The 14,414-nt window shown below is 66.9% G+C and carries 16 protein-coding genes; 8 read left to right on the forward strand and 8 right to left on the reverse strand.

The window, feature by feature from the left end; translation table 11 throughout:
* The coding region (locus E1293_RS07925; RefSeq protein ID WP_132195416.1) for an MDR family NADP-dependent oxidoreductase at positions 1 to 687 on the forward strand (687 nt) is incomplete at its 5' end.
* 26 nt (positions 688 to 713) lie between these two features.
* Here E1293_RS07925 and E1293_RS07930 read toward each other — a convergent pair.
* Together E1293_RS07930 and E1293_RS07935 are read right to left on the reverse strand one after the other, a co-directional pair.
* A complete protein-coding gene (locus tag E1293_RS07930) occupies positions 714 to 2,129 on the reverse strand; it encodes an endo-1,4-beta-xylanase (RefSeq protein WP_132195418.1) in 1,416 nt (471 codons plus the stop codon).
* A gap of 434 nt (positions 2,130 to 2,563) precedes the next feature.
* On the reverse strand, positions 2,564 to 3,199 hold the full coding sequence (locus tag E1293_RS07935) for a TetR/AcrR family transcriptional regulator (RefSeq protein WP_132195420.1): 636 nt from the start codon (positions 3,197 to 3,199) through the stop codon (positions 2,564 to 2,566).
* A gap of 57 nt (positions 3,200 to 3,256) precedes the next feature.
* On the opposite strand from E1293_RS07935, the gene E1293_RS07940 reads away from it, so the two are divergent.
* From E1293_RS07940 to E1293_RS07950, 3 genes are all read left to right on the forward strand, one after another.
* Positions 3,257 to 3,772: a VOC family protein gene (locus E1293_RS07940; protein WP_132195422.1), complete on the forward strand. Its 516-nt coding sequence runs from the start codon at positions 3,257 to 3,259 to the stop codon at positions 3,770 to 3,772.
* Positions 3,759 to 4,802, forward strand: a complete 1,044-nt coding sequence (locus E1293_RS07945) for a hypothetical protein (RefSeq protein ID WP_132195424.1) — start codon at positions 3,759 to 3,761, stop codon at positions 4,800 to 4,802. The genes E1293_RS07940 and E1293_RS07945 overlap by 14 nt, the downstream gene beginning before the upstream one ends.
* A gap of 145 nt (positions 4,803 to 4,947) precedes the next feature.
* Positions 4,948 to 5,361, forward strand: coding sequence for a DUF3592 domain-containing protein (locus tag E1293_RS07950; protein WP_165978129.1), 414 nt, complete (start codon positions 4,948 to 4,950; stop codon positions 5,359 to 5,361).
* Between the two features lie 109 nt (positions 5,362 to 5,470).
* Here the strand turns inward: E1293_RS07950 and E1293_RS07955 are convergent, their stop codons facing one another.
* Entirely contained in the window at positions 5,471 to 6,166 is a 696-nt protein-coding gene (locus tag E1293_RS07955) for a hypothetical protein (RefSeq protein ID WP_132195428.1), read from the reverse strand.
* Positions 6,167 to 6,498: 332 nt separating this feature from the next.
* Here E1293_RS07955 and E1293_RS07960 point away from each other — a divergent pair, with 332 nt between their 5' ends.
* From E1293_RS07960 to E1293_RS07965, 3 genes are all read left to right on the forward strand, one after another.
* Complete coding sequence (locus E1293_RS07960) at positions 6,499 to 7,314, forward strand: hypothetical protein (protein ID WP_207938726.1); 816 nt, start codon at positions 6,499 to 6,501, stop codon at positions 7,312 to 7,314.
* Complete coding sequence (locus E1293_RS50670; RefSeq protein ID WP_207938727.1) at positions 7,223 to 7,573, forward strand: barstar family protein; 351 nt, start codon at positions 7,223 to 7,225, stop codon at positions 7,571 to 7,573. Before E1293_RS07960 ends, E1293_RS50670 begins: the two co-directional genes overlap by 92 nt.
* Before the next feature lie 818 nt (positions 7,574 to 8,391).
* The gene (locus tag E1293_RS07965; RefSeq protein ID WP_165978130.1) at positions 8,392 to 8,817 is read left to right on the forward strand and encodes a nuclear transport factor 2 family protein; all 426 of its coding nucleotides are present in this window, start codon (positions 8,392 to 8,394) and stop codon (positions 8,815 to 8,817) included.
* Positions 8,818 to 8,898: 81 nt separating this feature from the next.
* Here E1293_RS07965 and E1293_RS07970 read toward each other — a convergent pair whose 3' ends face one another.
* Entirely contained in the window at positions 8,899 to 9,525 is a 627-nt protein-coding gene (locus tag E1293_RS07970; RefSeq protein ID WP_132195432.1) for a TetR/AcrR family transcriptional regulator, read from the reverse strand.
* A 94-nt stretch (positions 9,526 to 9,619) separates the two neighbouring features.
* On the opposite strand from E1293_RS07970, the gene E1293_RS07975 reads away from it, so the two are divergent.
* Positions 9,620 to 10,843 (forward strand): alpha/beta hydrolase family protein, encoded by a 1,224-nt coding sequence (locus E1293_RS07975; protein WP_207938728.1) that lies wholly within the window; start codon positions 9,620 to 9,622, stop codon positions 10,841 to 10,843.
* 793 nt (positions 10,844 to 11,636) lie between these two features.
* Here the strand turns inward: E1293_RS07975 and E1293_RS07985 are convergent.
* From E1293_RS07985 to E1293_RS08000, 4 genes are read right to left on the reverse strand one after another with little or no spacing between them, the layout of a single operon-like run.
* The gene (locus E1293_RS07985; protein ID WP_132195434.1) at positions 11,637 to 13,157 is read right to left on the reverse strand and encodes a ThiF family adenylyltransferase; all 1,521 of its coding nucleotides are present in this window, start codon (positions 13,155 to 13,157) and stop codon (positions 11,637 to 11,639) included.
* Positions 13,147 to 13,644, reverse strand: coding sequence for a hypothetical protein (locus tag E1293_RS07990; RefSeq protein WP_132195436.1), 498 nt, complete (start codon positions 13,642 to 13,644; stop codon positions 13,147 to 13,149). The genes E1293_RS07985 and E1293_RS07990 overlap by 11 nt, the downstream gene beginning before the upstream one ends.
* Positions 13,641 to 14,078: a hypothetical protein gene (locus E1293_RS07995; protein WP_132195438.1), complete on the reverse strand. Its 438-nt coding sequence runs from the start codon at positions 14,076 to 14,078 to the stop codon at positions 13,641 to 13,643. Before E1293_RS07995 ends, E1293_RS07990 begins: the two co-directional genes overlap by 4 nt.
* Positions 14,079 to 14,083: 5 nt before the next feature.
* On the reverse strand, positions 14,084 to 14,353 hold the full coding sequence (locus E1293_RS08000) for a hypothetical protein (protein WP_132195440.1): 270 nt from the start codon (positions 14,351 to 14,353) through the stop codon (positions 14,084 to 14,086).
* Between the last annotated feature and the right edge of the window lie 61 nt (positions 14,354 to 14,414).

Genomic DNA, 14,414 nt, shown 5'->3' on the forward strand with positions numbered 1-14,414 from the left:
CTGCTTGGGTGGCGACCGATCCCCGCCTTCCTGGGCGTCCTCGGTCACACCGGAATCAGCGCCTATGTCGGTCTGGAGCTGTTCGGCAAGCCGCAGCCCGGTGAGACCGTCGTCGTCAGCGCGGCGGGTGGCGCCACCGGCGGGGTCGCCGGGCAGATCGCCAAGGCGCGCGGCGCCCGCGTGGTCGGCATCGCCGGCGGCGCCGCGAAGGCCCGGCACGTCGTCGATGTGCTGGGTTTCGACGCCTGCGTCGACTACAAGGCCGCGGACTGGCGCGACGGCCTGGCCGCCGCGACGCCCGGCGGCGTCGACGTCGTCTTCGAGAACGTGGGCGGCCAGATCATGGACGAGTCCGTGGCCCGGACGAACCCCGGGGCCCGGGTCGTCGTCTGCGGGCTGATCAGCATCTACGACGGCACCCGGGCCGAGCGGGCCGGCGACCAGCACACGATCTTCAATCTGCTGACCCGCCGGGCCACCCTGCACACCTTCCTCCTGCCCGATCACCGCGACCGGTCCCGCGAGGCGGTCGGCTACCTCGCCGGACTCCTGGCCCGAGGCGAACTGCACCACGACGAAACCATCATCGAGGGCTTGGAGAACGCCCTCGCCGCCCTAGACCGCCTGTTCACCGGAGGCAGCACCGGCAAGGTCCTGATCAAGATCGCAGACCCGCAAACCCATTGAGAAAAGCCGCAACACATGGTGCCGGGTCAGGCGCGGATCCAGCGCTGATTGCCGCCGTTCCAGCAGGAGTAGAGCTGGATCAGAGCCCCGTTGCCGGATCCTGCGGCGTCCAGGCAGAGGCCGGACTGGACGCCGGCAATGGATCCGTCGGAGTTGAGGCGCCATTTCTGGTTGTCGCCGCCCCAGCAGCTGTAGATCTGAACTTTGGCGCCGTTGCCGGTGCCGGCGGCGTCCAGGCATTTGTCGCCGTAGACCCTCAGTTCGCCCGCGTCGGTGTAGCTCCACTGCTGGTTGGCGGCGTCGTTGCAGTCCCACAGCTGGACCTGGGTGCCGTCGGTAGTGCTGGCGCTGGGCACATCCAGGCAACGGCCTGAACCGTCGCCCTTGATCGTTCCAGCACCGGGGGGAGGCGTCGAGGTGCCGCCGTTGAGGGCGTTGAGGACCGCGGTGTAGGCGGCCTTCTTGGTGCCGTTGCCGTCGAACAGCAGCGGCGTCTGTTCCGACCGCCAGGAATCGGTGTCGCGCACACCCCAGACGGTCATGCCGAGGCATCGCGAGACGGCCAGGCAGTCATTGGTCACATTGGCGTAGGTCGTGGCCGAGGCACCCTGGATGTCCAGTTCGGTGATGGCCACATCGACACCGAGGTCGGCGAAGCTCTGCAGGGTGGTGCGGAAGTTGCTGTTGTAGGGGCTGCCGCTGTTGAAGTGAGACTGGAAGCCGACGCAGTCGATGGGCACGCCGCGCTGCTTGAAGTCGCGGACCATGGCGTACACGCCCTGGGTCTTTGCCCAGGTCCAGTTCTCGATGTTGTAGTCGTTGTAGCAGAGCTTGGCCGCCGGATCGGCGGCGCGCGCGGTGCGGAAGGCGACCTCGATCCAGTCGTTGCCGGTGCGCTGCAGGTTGGAGTCGCGGCGGCCTCCCGAGTTGCCGTCGGCGAAGGCCTCGTTGACGACGTCCCATTGGGCGATCTTGCCCTTGTAGTGGGCCATGACGCCGTTGATGTGGTTGATCATCGCCTGCCGGAGCGAGCTGCCGCCGAGGTTCTGCATCCAGCCGGGCTGCTGGGAGTGCCAGGCCAGAGTGTGGCCGCGTACCCGCTTGCCGTTCTGGACCGCCCAGTTGTAGACGCGGTCGCCGGAGCTGAAGTTGAACTGGCCCTGCTGCGGCTCGGTGGCGTCGATCTTCATTTCGTTCTCGGCGGTCACCATGGTGAACTCGCGGCTCGCGATCGTGGTGTATGCCGAGTCGTTGAGTCTGCCCGAGGCGATGGCGGTGCCGAAGTAGCGGCCGCTCTGCGCCGCCGCGGCGCCCAGCGTGCTCTCCGCGGCAGCGGCCGGAGGCGGTGCCGCCAGAGCGGCGGTCGCGCTGAGCACCCCGAGGGCGCCTGCGAGGAGGGCCCGCTTGCGGATCCGGGGCCGGGGCATGGCGTTGGTACGCACGTCTGTTTCCTCCATGAAATGAAGAAGGGATGGAAGCACGGACACCGCCGTGCAACAGACGCCGCGCCCCATCACGGGTACGCACACACCACCAGGGCGTCGCGGACCCAGTGTGTGAGCGCCCACAGATCACGTCAATATGGTATTGAAAGATTTCATCGCGTACATCCAGTCGCCGAGCTGTTTGCGCGTTCTACCAGCCAGCTTGAATCCGAAACTTTTCGAAGTACCGGAGTACTTGACGATGCCGCGCCGCCTCGTATTTACTCCGGCCCACCACCACCCCCCCCCAGATCACCGATGGAGAGAAGGTCCCGGCCGGCCAGAAATGTTAGCGCTAACACTGTGCTGCCCGAGTCGAGGTGGATCTCGCTCAAGGACTCCGCCGCCGCCCCCACGTTCCTTCGTGTCTTTGGGGCGGTGTTGCCTCGGGATCATCCTGGAGGCGCGGTCAGCACCTGTGTCAGGGTGCGGTGCAGCCAGGCGCGGTATTGCTCGTGCGTCCACCCCGTGGTGCGTCGCAGCAGCAGGTAGGTTTCCGCTTGCCCCGCCAGCGCCACCGTCTCTTCCTGCCACGCCGGGTCTGTCGTCTCGGTGAGCAAGCCGTCGGTGCGGGCGTTTCGGACGAATTGGTGCAGCAGTTCGCGGGTGGCGGTGCGGCCGGCCTGGAAGGCTTCCGCCAGCTCGGGCTCTGTCGCCTGAGCCTGCAGTACCACGTCGAACAGATCAGCGGCACGTTCCATCAGGCCGGTGGTTCCGTCGACCAGCGCCTCGATCCGGTCGGCGAGAGTCCGGCCTGTGAGGGCTGCCTGGTACCAGTCCCTTTCGGCGACCGTTCGATCTGTGGTGTCCCCCGCCACCGCCACGTCGACGACGTGTCGCAGCAGCGCCGCTTTGGTGCCGAATCGGACGTAGACGGTCCGGTGCCCGACCTTGGCGTGGTCCGCGACAGCGGTCAGGGTCGTCGCGTGGTAGCCGCCGCGGACGAACAGCGTCCGCGCGGCTTGGAGGATGCGCTGTTCGGTCTCGGCCACCCTGGCGGCGCGGAGTCCCTTGACAGGATCATTCATCGGATGCAGTCTAACTGTAATGATGCAGTCCCACTGCAATTCCGAGGGAAAATCCCCATGGACACCAACGACGCTCCTGCTCTAGACGGGGTGCACCACCTGAAGCTACCGGTCTCGGACATCGAGCGCTCGCGCTCGTGGTACGCCTCTCGGCTCGGCTACGTGCCGCTGATCGAGTTCACCAAGGGCGGCCGGACGACCGGGATCACCATGGCTCATCCGAACGGCGGGCCGATGATCGGGTTCGTCCTCAATCCTGAGCTCGCCCGCCGGGCGAGCGGCTTCGACTACTTCGCGATCGGGGTGCCGGGCAAGGCAGAGCTCGAGGACCTGGCCGCTCGGCTCACCGCTTTCGGTCAAGAGCACGCCGGGGTCCACTTCGCCACCATCGGCTGGATCCTGCCCGGCACGCACGACCCCGACGGGCACGAGGTCCGCTTCTACACCACCGACCACCACACCCGGACTCCCGTCGACGGCAAGCCCCTGGTGGTGGACGACCCGATCGGCACCGAAGCCGAGCGTGAGCAGACCCACCGAGCCCAAAGCACCAGGTCAGATGATCACCCGTAATGTCCCCGCCAGTGATGGAGGAACCCTGGTGGCCAGTCCGCAACAGCGTCAAGGCAGCATCGGCCCGGTCCTTCCGGCGATGCTCGGCGCGATCTGCTGCTCAGTCGTCGGCACACTGATCACCAGCTCGCTGCACCTGTCGCCCACCACCCGGGTGGTGGCCGCCGCCGGATGCGCGGCCCTCGCACCGATGATCGCCACCGTCGGCCGGCTGCATCACCTGCGCATCGGCGCCGGCCTGATGATCACCATCGTCGCGCTGGCCGTCACCTACGGCGGGTTCGCCGTCGTCGACAGCGCCACCGGGCGCACGGACCCGCACCTGCCGCTTCCCTCGGTCGGCGGCACCGGCAACCTCGGCAGGTTCAGCGGCAACCCCACCAAGACCGGCCTGCACATCAAGGCAGGTCCCTCACCTCTGGAGCTGGACTGCGACGACACCGCGAAAGCATGTGAAGGCACGGTGAGCGTGTCCAACGAAGGAACCCTGCCACTCCGGATCGGCGAGATCGAACTCCGAGGACCCGCCGCCGCGGCCTACAGCCACACCGGCTGCGAACACCAGACCCTTCCCCTTCACAGCGACCCTTGCCAGATCACCGTCAGAAGGCAGACGGCCACCGCCGGCACCGCCCGCCTGATCATCCACCAGAACCTCCCCGGAGCCCCCACCGAGGTCGAGGTGACCAGCGACCAAACCGGCGGTGGGGAAGTCACCGGGCCGCTGATGCTGACCCCGTGCGCGACCCCGACCGACGGCGCGGCCTGCCCGATCAAGGGCACAGGCTTCAAGCCCGGTGAAACCGTCGAGCTGACCTACACCTGGCCGTCGGGCGCACGAAGCCAATACCAGGTCGCCACCGCAGGCGACGGAAGCTTCGAACACCAGCTTCTCCGCGCTTCGCCGCCCGGAACGATCGAGGTCAGCGCCGTCGGCCGGACTTCAGGTCGTACCACCTCGACCAGCTACACCCCATCCAGCCTTAACAGCCCACAGCAACGCAGCGGGCGGGCGATCCGGGCGCGGTGATACTCGATCGCCCGGTCGTACAGCCCCAGGTCCGGCCTACGGCATACCCCAACCGGAGCCCATCTCGGCATGCAGGAGTTCGCAGGGTCCCTGTAGCCTGCCGCGGACGGTCCGGTCGATGGGCCCGCAGGGACCGGGAGGTTTCGTGGACGAGACGTCATTCCTCGCGGCCTTCGGGGCCTGCCTCATCTTGGCCGGGGTCGTCCTGCTGGTCAGATCCCGGCTGTTCCGTGCCCGCGCGGTGCGCGTGTCCGGGCGGATCACGAAGCTCGACGTCATCGTTGTGGAAAACGGGGCCAACGTCCGGGAAGCGACCGTCGAGTTCACTACCGAGGATGGGCGCGAGATCACGACCAAGGGCGGCGATATCGGGTCGCGGCGCCTGCGTGCGGGAAGCCCGGTCAAAGTCTTGTACCACCCTGGAAAACCCACCGTGGCCTATGTCGAAGGCATCTCGATGCGCGGCGGCTGGGTCGGCGGAGTCCTCATTGGTTTCGGGGTATGCAACTTGCTCGCCCTCGTCCTGATCCTGCTCTTCGGCCCCGAAGGAGCAATGTGACCGGCCACGCCCCCGGCCGCCGGTCTGCTACATCCCGCTCCGTGCCGCCCCGTTTCGAAACCGCCGAGCGGACAACGAGTGAACATGACAGGCCCCGCGATATGGCGGCTCAACCGTCGAAGCCTTTCCAGGGCACCCCGAGGTGCGCGAGCGACCGCAAAATGCTGCGGTGGGTGGCGCCGGCCCGGATGTTGCATTGGCCTTCGCCTTGGTCACTGACTCGGGCGATCAGACCGGGCGCGGCGTAGAAGGATGTCTCGTACTGGGACCACAGCCACGTCTTGAGCGGCACCCGGCGCATTGTGTCGGTCAGCCGGCGGGCGACCGGCCACGGGATCGGGTCGGTCCAGGCGATGTTGGGGGCGCTCATTACGGCTTCGTGCAGCGAGAACTGGATGAGGAAGCCGCTCAGCCGCTCGCGTTCGGCGTGTCGTTGTGTGGGGCTCTCGATGGTCCACACGATCGGGTCGTCGTCGGCCGGGGCGAGCGCCCACCAGAATCCGCCCTGGTTCTCGTAACCGAACTCCAGTAGCCCCTTGCCTGCGGTGCGCAGTTCGCCCGGCGGGCAGATGAAGTTCTGGACGCCCAAGACGTGCGGACGTCCGTGGGCAAGCCTGTAGAACTCCGCCAGTGCGGTCGGGACCTCGACGCTCACGGCGAGTTCGGGCGCATCGGTGGGAGTCGGATACCAGCCCTCGATAAACCTTCGCAGCGCCGTGGCGCGATCGCCATCAAGGTGGTCCAGCCACTCCAGCCCTGGTAGAGCGGCGGGCGCGGTGCTCGGCGGACGCACTCGATCCAACACGTCGAACTCAAGGGGCGGGTCGATGCGCAGGACGCAATCCTCGAGCGTGTACGGATCGGTGCCCCAACTGCTCTGCGATTGCTCGACCGTACCGAGATAGAGAGCACCCTCCCGAACCCGGACGAAGAGGTGGATCGGCTGCGACTCGGGCCCGGACTGCAGCCCAGCGGATCACCAGCGTCGATCACGGCCAACCGGGTCAGCGACATGCCGCCGACCCTAGCGGTCCCCTCGGCCGCTGAACTTCGTGTCGTAGGCGGGCCTGTCTGGTAGTAGGACGAGGTTCTGGAAAGCGCTTTGTCGTGAAGGCCCGTCCGGGCATGATCCGTACCGTGGAGCATCGCGGGCATGGGCGGTTCACGCTGGTAGATACGGAGGACGACCACGTCTGGGGCGTGTGCGCCGCGGTGGACGGTCTCTTCGGCGAGCCCGGACGCGGGACGTACGAGCTGTTCGATTGGGTCCCGGAAGGCGCCGAGGTGCGGGGCTGGGTCGGTGACCGGGTGTGGCTGGTACCGGACGGTGACACGTTCGACGCCTGGCTGCTGGCGGACGCCGAAAGCCCGGGACGGCACTCGGGGACGAGCAGTCTCGTCCTCACGGGCCTGGACGACTACGAAGGTCCGCCCGAGGAACACCGGGGCCGCGTCCGGGTGCATGACGGGTACCGGTGGCTGGGGTCCTGCGCCGAGTTCGCCCGCATCCTGCCGCCCGAGCAGACCACGCCCCCGCTCGTCCTGCGAGGGCTGGCCCCCAGCCGCCGGCTGCAGGCGGCGCTGGCGAAGGGCACCCGGCGGGCGCTGAACCTGGAGGAGATCGCCCTGGAGATACGGGACGACCAGGGGAACCTGCTCACCGACCGGCCGTTCTGGGCCAAGGCCAACGCTTGGCGCCCATCCTCCACCGGGACCGACCTGATCGACCTGGAACTCGAAGGGGGATGCTTCACACCCGTTCCCGAACACCACCGGCCCCTCTGGGAGCGGTGGTTCGCCGGGCCGCCGGACACCCCCGAACACCTGGGCCGACCTCGACACCCGGCACCGCAAGGCCTGGTTGGATCTCGTCCGAGAACGGGCCTGCCGGCGCGCCCACCGCGACCGTCCGGCCGGTCACACCTACGAACTCGACGGCCGCCACGTTACTGACGAACCGGCCCTCTACCTGGCGCTCGGCGAGGCGGTGAACGGACCGGGCGGCTACTTCGGCGGCTGCCTGGAAGCCCTCCGCGACTGCCTTGGCGGCACCTTCGGCTACACCGCCCCCGCGGCCCTTCTCTGGCGCGAAGCCAAGACTGCACGCGAGCACCTGTCCCAGACCCTGACACCCGACGGCGAGCCCTACGACCTGTTCGCCGAGGTTCTCGACGTCCTGGCCGAGCGCGGCATGCACGTTACCCTCGCGTGATTTGCAGCCCGCCTGACCCGACATGCACCTATGTGGCCAAGGGGGATGTACCCCGAGTTTCGTGGTGTCGGAATACCGGAATCTCAGGCGAGCAGTTGGGCTGAGTGGGGGTTCTTCGCGCTCGATGGGGCTGAGCATCCCGTGCGCACTGTGACGGTGCCCCGGTTGAGCAGCTCGACCTGCATCCGGCTCCGAAACGACTCGATCACCGTAGCGGGGGATATACCTGCGCGCCTCGCAGAACCGTCCCGAGCGCCGTCCGGTCATGGTCACCGACACCCTGGACGCGCCCTCGGGCCGGCCGCGACGATGAAGGGCGGCTTCTGGGCCCAGACGTCTCTCCGTTCAGATGCTCCGACCAGCAGATGACCATGGCCGGGGGCTTGATGACACACCCGCCGGATGCTGCAGGGCAACGGCTCAGGCCGAGCCAGACAGGAATTCCAGGCCCATGTAGCGGCGGGCCTCGGTCCACTCGTCGGTCTGTTCCATCAGTACGGCGCCGACGAGCCCGCCTGTTCACCGGAGGCAACACCGGCAAGGTGCTGGTCAAAGTCGCAGACCTGCAAACCCATTTAGGGAAGCCGTACGCACCGGAGAGTGCGCGCCGGTCTGTACAGGGAAGGTGTAGGCGCCAGAGGCAACGACGCGGATCCATCCGCGTTAAGCGCAGGCTTGAGTAGTCGGTCAACTATCAGAAAGAGGTTCAGCTCGGATCATCAAAATCAGCAAGCCCGAATTCTACCGTCGAAGCGTCTCTCGTTCGTATGTCCCGGCCGTGCGACCATGGAGGACATGACCATCACCGGATCCGGGCCTTGTCGAATCACCCGGCCGACACCATCGCTCGCTTCGCCGACGCCGCCACCCGAGGTGACGTTGACCGTTTCCGCGCGACATGGGCCGATGACGCGGAGTTTACGATCGGTGAGATGGTCCATGCCGTTGGCGTGGATGACATCGTGTCCACGTTCCGGATGCTGCGCGACGACCGGGATTTCTTCGTGCAGTTCGCGGTACCGGGCCCGATCGAGATCGCTGGTGACGAGGCGACCACGAGCATCATCTGTCACGAGGCCGCACGCGGGCCCGGCGAGACGTTCTACCGGAACCACGCCGTCACCGCCGATCGTTTGAGGCGCTCGGAGCACGGCTGGGTCTTCACCAGCCGCTCGTTCCAATACCTCTGGCTCGACACGTCTCCGTTCTCTGGCGACAGCTTCCTGCTCCCCGCCGGTTTCTGATCCCGGTCGGCATTCACCGGGAGACGGATCGATCCGGCTCCGCGCGCAGTTCGGGTGACGTCATCGAGGGCGCATCCGGGCTCAGCCGGAACCCGGCTCGTTGCGGTGGTTGTGGACGAGGGGCAGGAAGATCTCGTCGACGATCGACTGGATGCGTGCCGGCCGCAGGGGTTCGAGGTCCATGAGCAGGTCGTGGCGCACCAGGTCGAACGGCATGGCGAGGACCGCGGAGGGGATCTGTTCCAGGTCGATCTCGCCGCGGTCGTGGGCGTGCTGGTAGATGGCCTGAACGCGCGAGAGCCGTTGGTCGCCGATGATCCGGTCGCGCACCTGGGCGGGGGTGAGCCCGGCGCCGGCCAGTAGCCCCGAGAAGGCGGTGGCCGCGGCGATGGCGAAGAAGGCGGCGCGTGCCTCGCCCATGCCGGTCAGGGCGGCGAGGAGGTCGCCGCGCAGGCTGCCGGTGTCGGGGAGGTCGACCGGGTGGCTGCTGCGGTGGTGCTCGAGCGCGGCGAGCACGAGCTGGTCCTTGTTGGCCCAGCGGCGGTACAGCACGGCGATGCCGGTGCCGGCGCGGGAGGCGACGGAATCCATGGTCAGCTTCGCGAAACCGACCTCGATCAGCTCGTCCCAGGCCGCGTCCAGCAGCGCGGCCTCGAGTTCGGGCCCGCGTCGGCGTTGGCGGGAGGACGTGGCGGAAGATGTGCTCACGGTTCCAGTATAAGGAAGGCTTGCATTCCTTAGTGAGGCGTACTACTCTCATAAGAGAGGAATTAAACTCTTATTTTGGGGCGAGGCGATGAGCGTGAGCAGCGCAACGACGACGGGCAAGGGTTCCGCCTTCTTCACCGACCAGGGCATGAACTCGATGGCCCGGGCGATGCTCGGGCGGGTGTACACCGGCGCGGCGGATACCGGTGAGGCGTTGACGACGTTCGATCGCATCACCGACGGCGACAACGCCTCGTGGGCACGCGAGTGGGAGGCCACGGCCGATCGCATCGCCGCGATCGGCGACGACTGCCTGCGGCGAGGCCACCGGGTGAGCGGCCGTAACGCCCTGCTGCGCGCTGCGACGTACTACACGGCGTGCGTCCTGATGGCCGACGGGTGTGATGAGCCGGAGATCGTGCTGGCACGGACGTTCGCCGCGTACCGCCGGTGCTGGGAGCGGTACCTCGGCCTGCTGGACAACCCGCCTGAGCAGTTCGACATCCCCTACGAGGGCACGACGATGCCCGGCTGGTTCTTCGCCGCCGGCGGCGACGGCCCGAAGCCGACGCTGGTGGTGGCCAACGGCGCCGACGGTGCACTGAGCTTCCTGTGGCCCGGCTACGGCTCCGAGGCGACGGCGCGTGGCTACAACGTCGTGTTGTTCGACGGGCCCGGCCAGCAGCGCATGCTGTTCGAGCGGGGCATCCCGTTCCGGCCCGACTGGGAGCATGTCATCGGGCCGGTCGTGGACGCGGCGCTGCACCGCCCGGACGTCGACCCGCAGCGACTCGCTCTCTACGCCGTCAGCCAGGGTGGCTACTGGGCCCCCCGCGCCCTGGCGTTCGAACATCGCTTCGCGGCCGCGGTGATCGACGGCGGGGTGGTCGACGTGTCCGCGGCGTGGCACGCTGTCCTATCGCCCGAACTGAAGGCGATGCTCGACGCCGGCCAGCGTGACCGGTTCAACGCGACGATGGACCTCGCCCCGCCGAACGCCAAGCGGATCATCACCTGGCGGGCCAAGCCGTTCGGCCTCCCGAGCGTCTACGACGTCTACCTCGAGGTCCCGCGCTACCGGATCACGCCGGAACTCGCCGCGCAGATCACGACGCCGGTGCTCGTCGCCGATCCCGACGACGAGAAGTACTTCGCCGGCCAGCCGAAGCGCCTGTACGACATGCTCCCGGGTGAGAAGGAGCTCGTCCACTTCACCGAGGCCGAAGGAGCCGCCGGGCACTGCCAGCCGATGGCCCGAGCCCTCGCCGCCCAGCGATTCTTCGACTTCCTCGACGACCACGTCGGTCTCACCACCTGAGTTCCACCGAGTCTCGCCCGAAGTCCGCCCCAGACCGGCGGCTGCTGGACGTCTTCGGGTTGACGATGCGCCATGAGCGGGAGAAGAACCTCGTCGAGTGCGAGGTGACGATCACGTCCGAGACCGTCGACATTCAGTGCGATGCCGCGAACGTCGTGATGGGTTCCGGTCGAGCCGGCTCCCGTGGTACCCCCTACGGGGAACCGCGCGCATGGCTGCACACACAACCCCACCACCCACCGCTGCCAACTGACGATCCCGTCCAGGTTCACGATCGGATGATCGCGGCGGGTTCGTGTCGGTGGGGCGACACGCCCGGACGGCACATGGCCCGCCCATTCGCCGCTCGGCGCGCCCCACTACATTCCGGTTGGTGCGTGGCCTGCGACCAACCTGTCGGGATTTTTAACGAACCGCGCGCAGATTCGAGATCTGCGTGCGGGCTCAACATCACCGTCACACCCGGGAGCGCAGACGGAAGGCAAGGTAAAGTTTCTCCTTCGCTCTGCGCCTGCTCGAAGATCCGGTGTCGGATCCGCCGTAGATCGTCGGCCGTGGGCAGACCGTATCGGCTTCTCCGCCAAGGGTGAGCGGAGTGCAAGGCTGGCAGGATGCCCGTTCGCCAAACGTCAGGGGTTGTACGATGTGATTCTCGCCTAAGTCTTGTCGCGTCCGGGGATGTGGAGCTGTGAGCATTAACGTACAACCTGCGGATTGAAAGTCTAAAACTGTCGTATCGGGGTGGCTCTCTAACGTCAGCCCTGTGTCGATGAGATGATCATTGACTGCCGGGCTACCGTTGTTTCCGGCGCTGCCATTTGTGGTCACCGGCACGGACTGGGGCGGCTTGCGAACGCAAGCTTCGGACCTGCATGATGATTTCCGAGTGGGTTTGACAGTCGCAGTCCTTTTGCGGCAGGCGAAAGGTGGTCATGTCGTCGTAAGGACCAAAGAGGGCGTCGTATTCGGTGTGGCGCGGCCCTGCTGTGCAACCGGTCGTGCGGGCGATGAGAGCGCCAATGACGAGTACGGCGGCTTGTTGGGCGACGAAGGCGGCCGACGGGCGGTAGGTCCCCTCATCGATGGACACGATGATCTTGCTGAGGCCGCAGATGGGCTGTCCTAGGTGACGAGCCAGAAGCTGTCGGCCGTGTGCGGAAAGGCCTGCCAGATCTAGGGAATTTAGGAGTGAGTCACCTTGGGCGATGCGTGAGAGGGAGAGGCCGGTGGCCTTATGTAGTTGCTCCTCCGCACTCACGACGTCAAGCGGCTGCGCAGGGTAATAACAGCGCAGACACGGGCCCAGGGGTAGTGCCTCGTGAAGAGCGAGAGTGGTGCCGGCGTGGCCGCCCGTGCTTCCGTCCAGGGTGAGGTCGGCTTGGATGCGCTGGAGTTCGTGGCGAGCAGCGATACTGTCGACCGCGCCGAGGACGATCCGTGGCCAAGCCGCGCTCCGGGCATCAATTTTGTTGATCAGGTCCTGCGCGGTCCCGTGGATGGGGAGGATGTTCCATCGGCCGTTGCGGTTGAGTTCGCGTTCGAGAAGGTCGACCTTGCGGATCTTGTCGCGGGCATCGGCGCGCGTACCGAGGCTATAGGTCGTGAGGTTCGGGTCGTCGTAGTGCTCGGGATCCACGATGGTGAGGTTGCCTTCGACAGCGAGCGCGTCGAGGATAACTGCGATAGCGGTGCCGATGGCGCCCGTCCCGATCAGGGCGAGTTCCAGCAGTGAGGTGACCGGTTGTGTGTGATCGCCAGGGTTGCGCGTCAGGGTGACCGGGCAGAAGTCAAAACTGCTCAGTGGCCGGAAACGATCGGCGTGCAGGCCGGTGATCACCTTGAAGACCTCCCCGGTCAGTGTCGCCGCAGCGGCGACTGCGCCCAACCCGGTGCCGGCCCCACGCAAGTTAGGGAAGGAGGACCCTGCTGCGCGGAGCCGTACGCCGTGGCCGTCGGGAACCGCGCTGGCCGCAGCGGTTGTCGGAGGCTGGGTGCCCAGGTGGATGTGCAATCCGCCAGTTGGGGAGCCAATCCGCAAAGGACGTGTTTCGTCGATACCTGCGGCCAGGTGCAGGACCTCGTCGAGGAGTCGACCCGGCAGACGGTCCGCCGCCTGGCCCGGAGCGATGCTGAGCTGGATGGGCAGACGCCGGAGGTTGCCGATGAGGACCTTCAGCGCTGCGGGCACGCCAGGGATGTCTGTTTGGGCGGTGAGATGGACGCGGGTGGACTGGAGCCGGGTCAGCATCGCGTCTTGGCTGCTGTCAGCGGCGGTGGCGCCCATGCTCAGGGTTCGGGTGTAATCAGTGGTCATGGACGGCCTCCGCGTCGAACTTGATGATCTTCGGTGCGGGCAGGGATTCTTCGAGGGTCGCTGGCACCGTCGGGATCCAGGAGTCGTTGAAGCGCCACCAGCCCCAATGGTCGGGACGGTTAGAAGGGCACGCGTAGTCGGGGATGACCGCGCTGATGAACCCGCGCAGATTCAGGCCGTGGGTGCGGTCGGTCGCGGAGAGAAACGCGGCGCCTCGGTGAGAGTGGATCATGGCGCGGACTTGGAGACCGGCGTCTTCGGCGTAGGTGAACAGGGAGTCGAACGCCGGTCGGGTGATCGTGAAGAGGTCCGAACGTCGCCGTATCCCCGTGTCCGCAGTAAGCGCGATGACGGCCACCTCGTCGGTGCCCGGAGCGGTCAGCAGCAGCGCACCGGTCTCGCGGTCGCGTTGGCCATGCTGCCGTACGTCATCGAGAAGGTCGATGAATCCACCAGGATTGATGCGCAGCGGCAAGAAGCTGGTCATGCTGCTCTCCTTCCATCGGCTCGGGCGAGGTCGCCGCAGATGGTCTCCACCACGTGGAGGAAGGGGTTGCCGGCACTCCGCCAGGCGTGTGGTCCGGTACGCCATTCCGAGTGCAGGGCCTGCCCCTCGGCAGTGAACGGCTTGCAGATGTCGTTGGGCGCCCGGTAACCGGGCGCAGCGGGCCATGACTCCGGGTCGGTGGTCGCGCCGCCGACCTCGTCGGCGAAGAGTACCGAGGGAGCCGCATGGGGGTAGGCCGTCCAAGCGATTCGCGCGATGAATGGCCGTGAGGTCGAACTGGCCGACGGGATCGCGGCCCAGTAGAGGCCCTTGCTGTCAGTGTCGCGGTGGACGAGGGACCCTGAGATCGAGGAGAGGAACTCCCCGACCTCAGGGACGTCCTGTTTGAGCCGAAGCTGGCTCTCCAGGTCCACGAGGTTCAGCCCGAGATCGTTTCGGTCCGCAGCCGCAGGTGCAGAGCGTGAGCGTGGTCGGCAACCTCTCCCAAGGTCTGCGTGAGGTCGGCCTCGTTCCCCTTGTGGAGGAAGTAGTAGCGCGAGGTGCCGTCCGGGTGGATCGCGAACGCCGTAAGGGCGTCGTTGAGAACCTGCTGAAGCATCACGATCGGCTCGTAGTCATGCTGGTAGGGCTGGTGTGCGGCCGCGAAGCTGACGGTCGTCTTGATCGTGTTGGTCTTCGTCCCGGGCATCGAACCCTCCAGGTGTGCGAGCAAAGAATCACCGATACTTGAGTGTTGCAACAGATGGCTG

The organism is Actinomadura darangshiensis (assembly GCF_004349235.1).
GTDB lineage: Bacteria > Actinomycetota > Actinomycetes > Streptosporangiales > Streptosporangiaceae > Spirillospora > Spirillospora darangshiensis.

Excerpts from the sequence above, each read along its gene's own strand:
- E1293_RS07935 (WP_132195420.1), bottom strand. The coding sequence starts at position 3,199 with ATGAATGATCCTGTCAAGGGACTCCGCGCCGCCAGGGTGGCCGAGACC.
- E1293_RS07940 (WP_132195422.1), top strand. The coding sequence starts at position 3,257 with ATGGACACCAACGACGCTCCTGCTCTAGACGGGGTGCACCACCTGAAG.
- E1293_RS07945 (WP_132195424.1), top strand. The coding sequence starts at position 3,759 with ATGATCACCCGTAATGTCCCCGCCAGTGATGGAGGAACCCTGGTGGCC.
- E1293_RS07985 (WP_132195434.1), bottom strand. The coding sequence starts at position 13,157 with ATGACCACTGATTACACCCGAACCCTGAGCATGGGCGCCACCGCCGCT.
- E1293_RS07990 (WP_132195436.1), bottom strand. The coding sequence starts at position 13,644 with ATGACCAGCTTCTTGCCGCTGCGCATCAATCCTGGTGGATTCATCGAC.
- E1293_RS08000 (WP_132195440.1), bottom strand. The coding sequence starts at position 14,353 with ATGCCCGGGACGAAGACCAACACGATCAAGACGACCGTCAGCTTCGCG.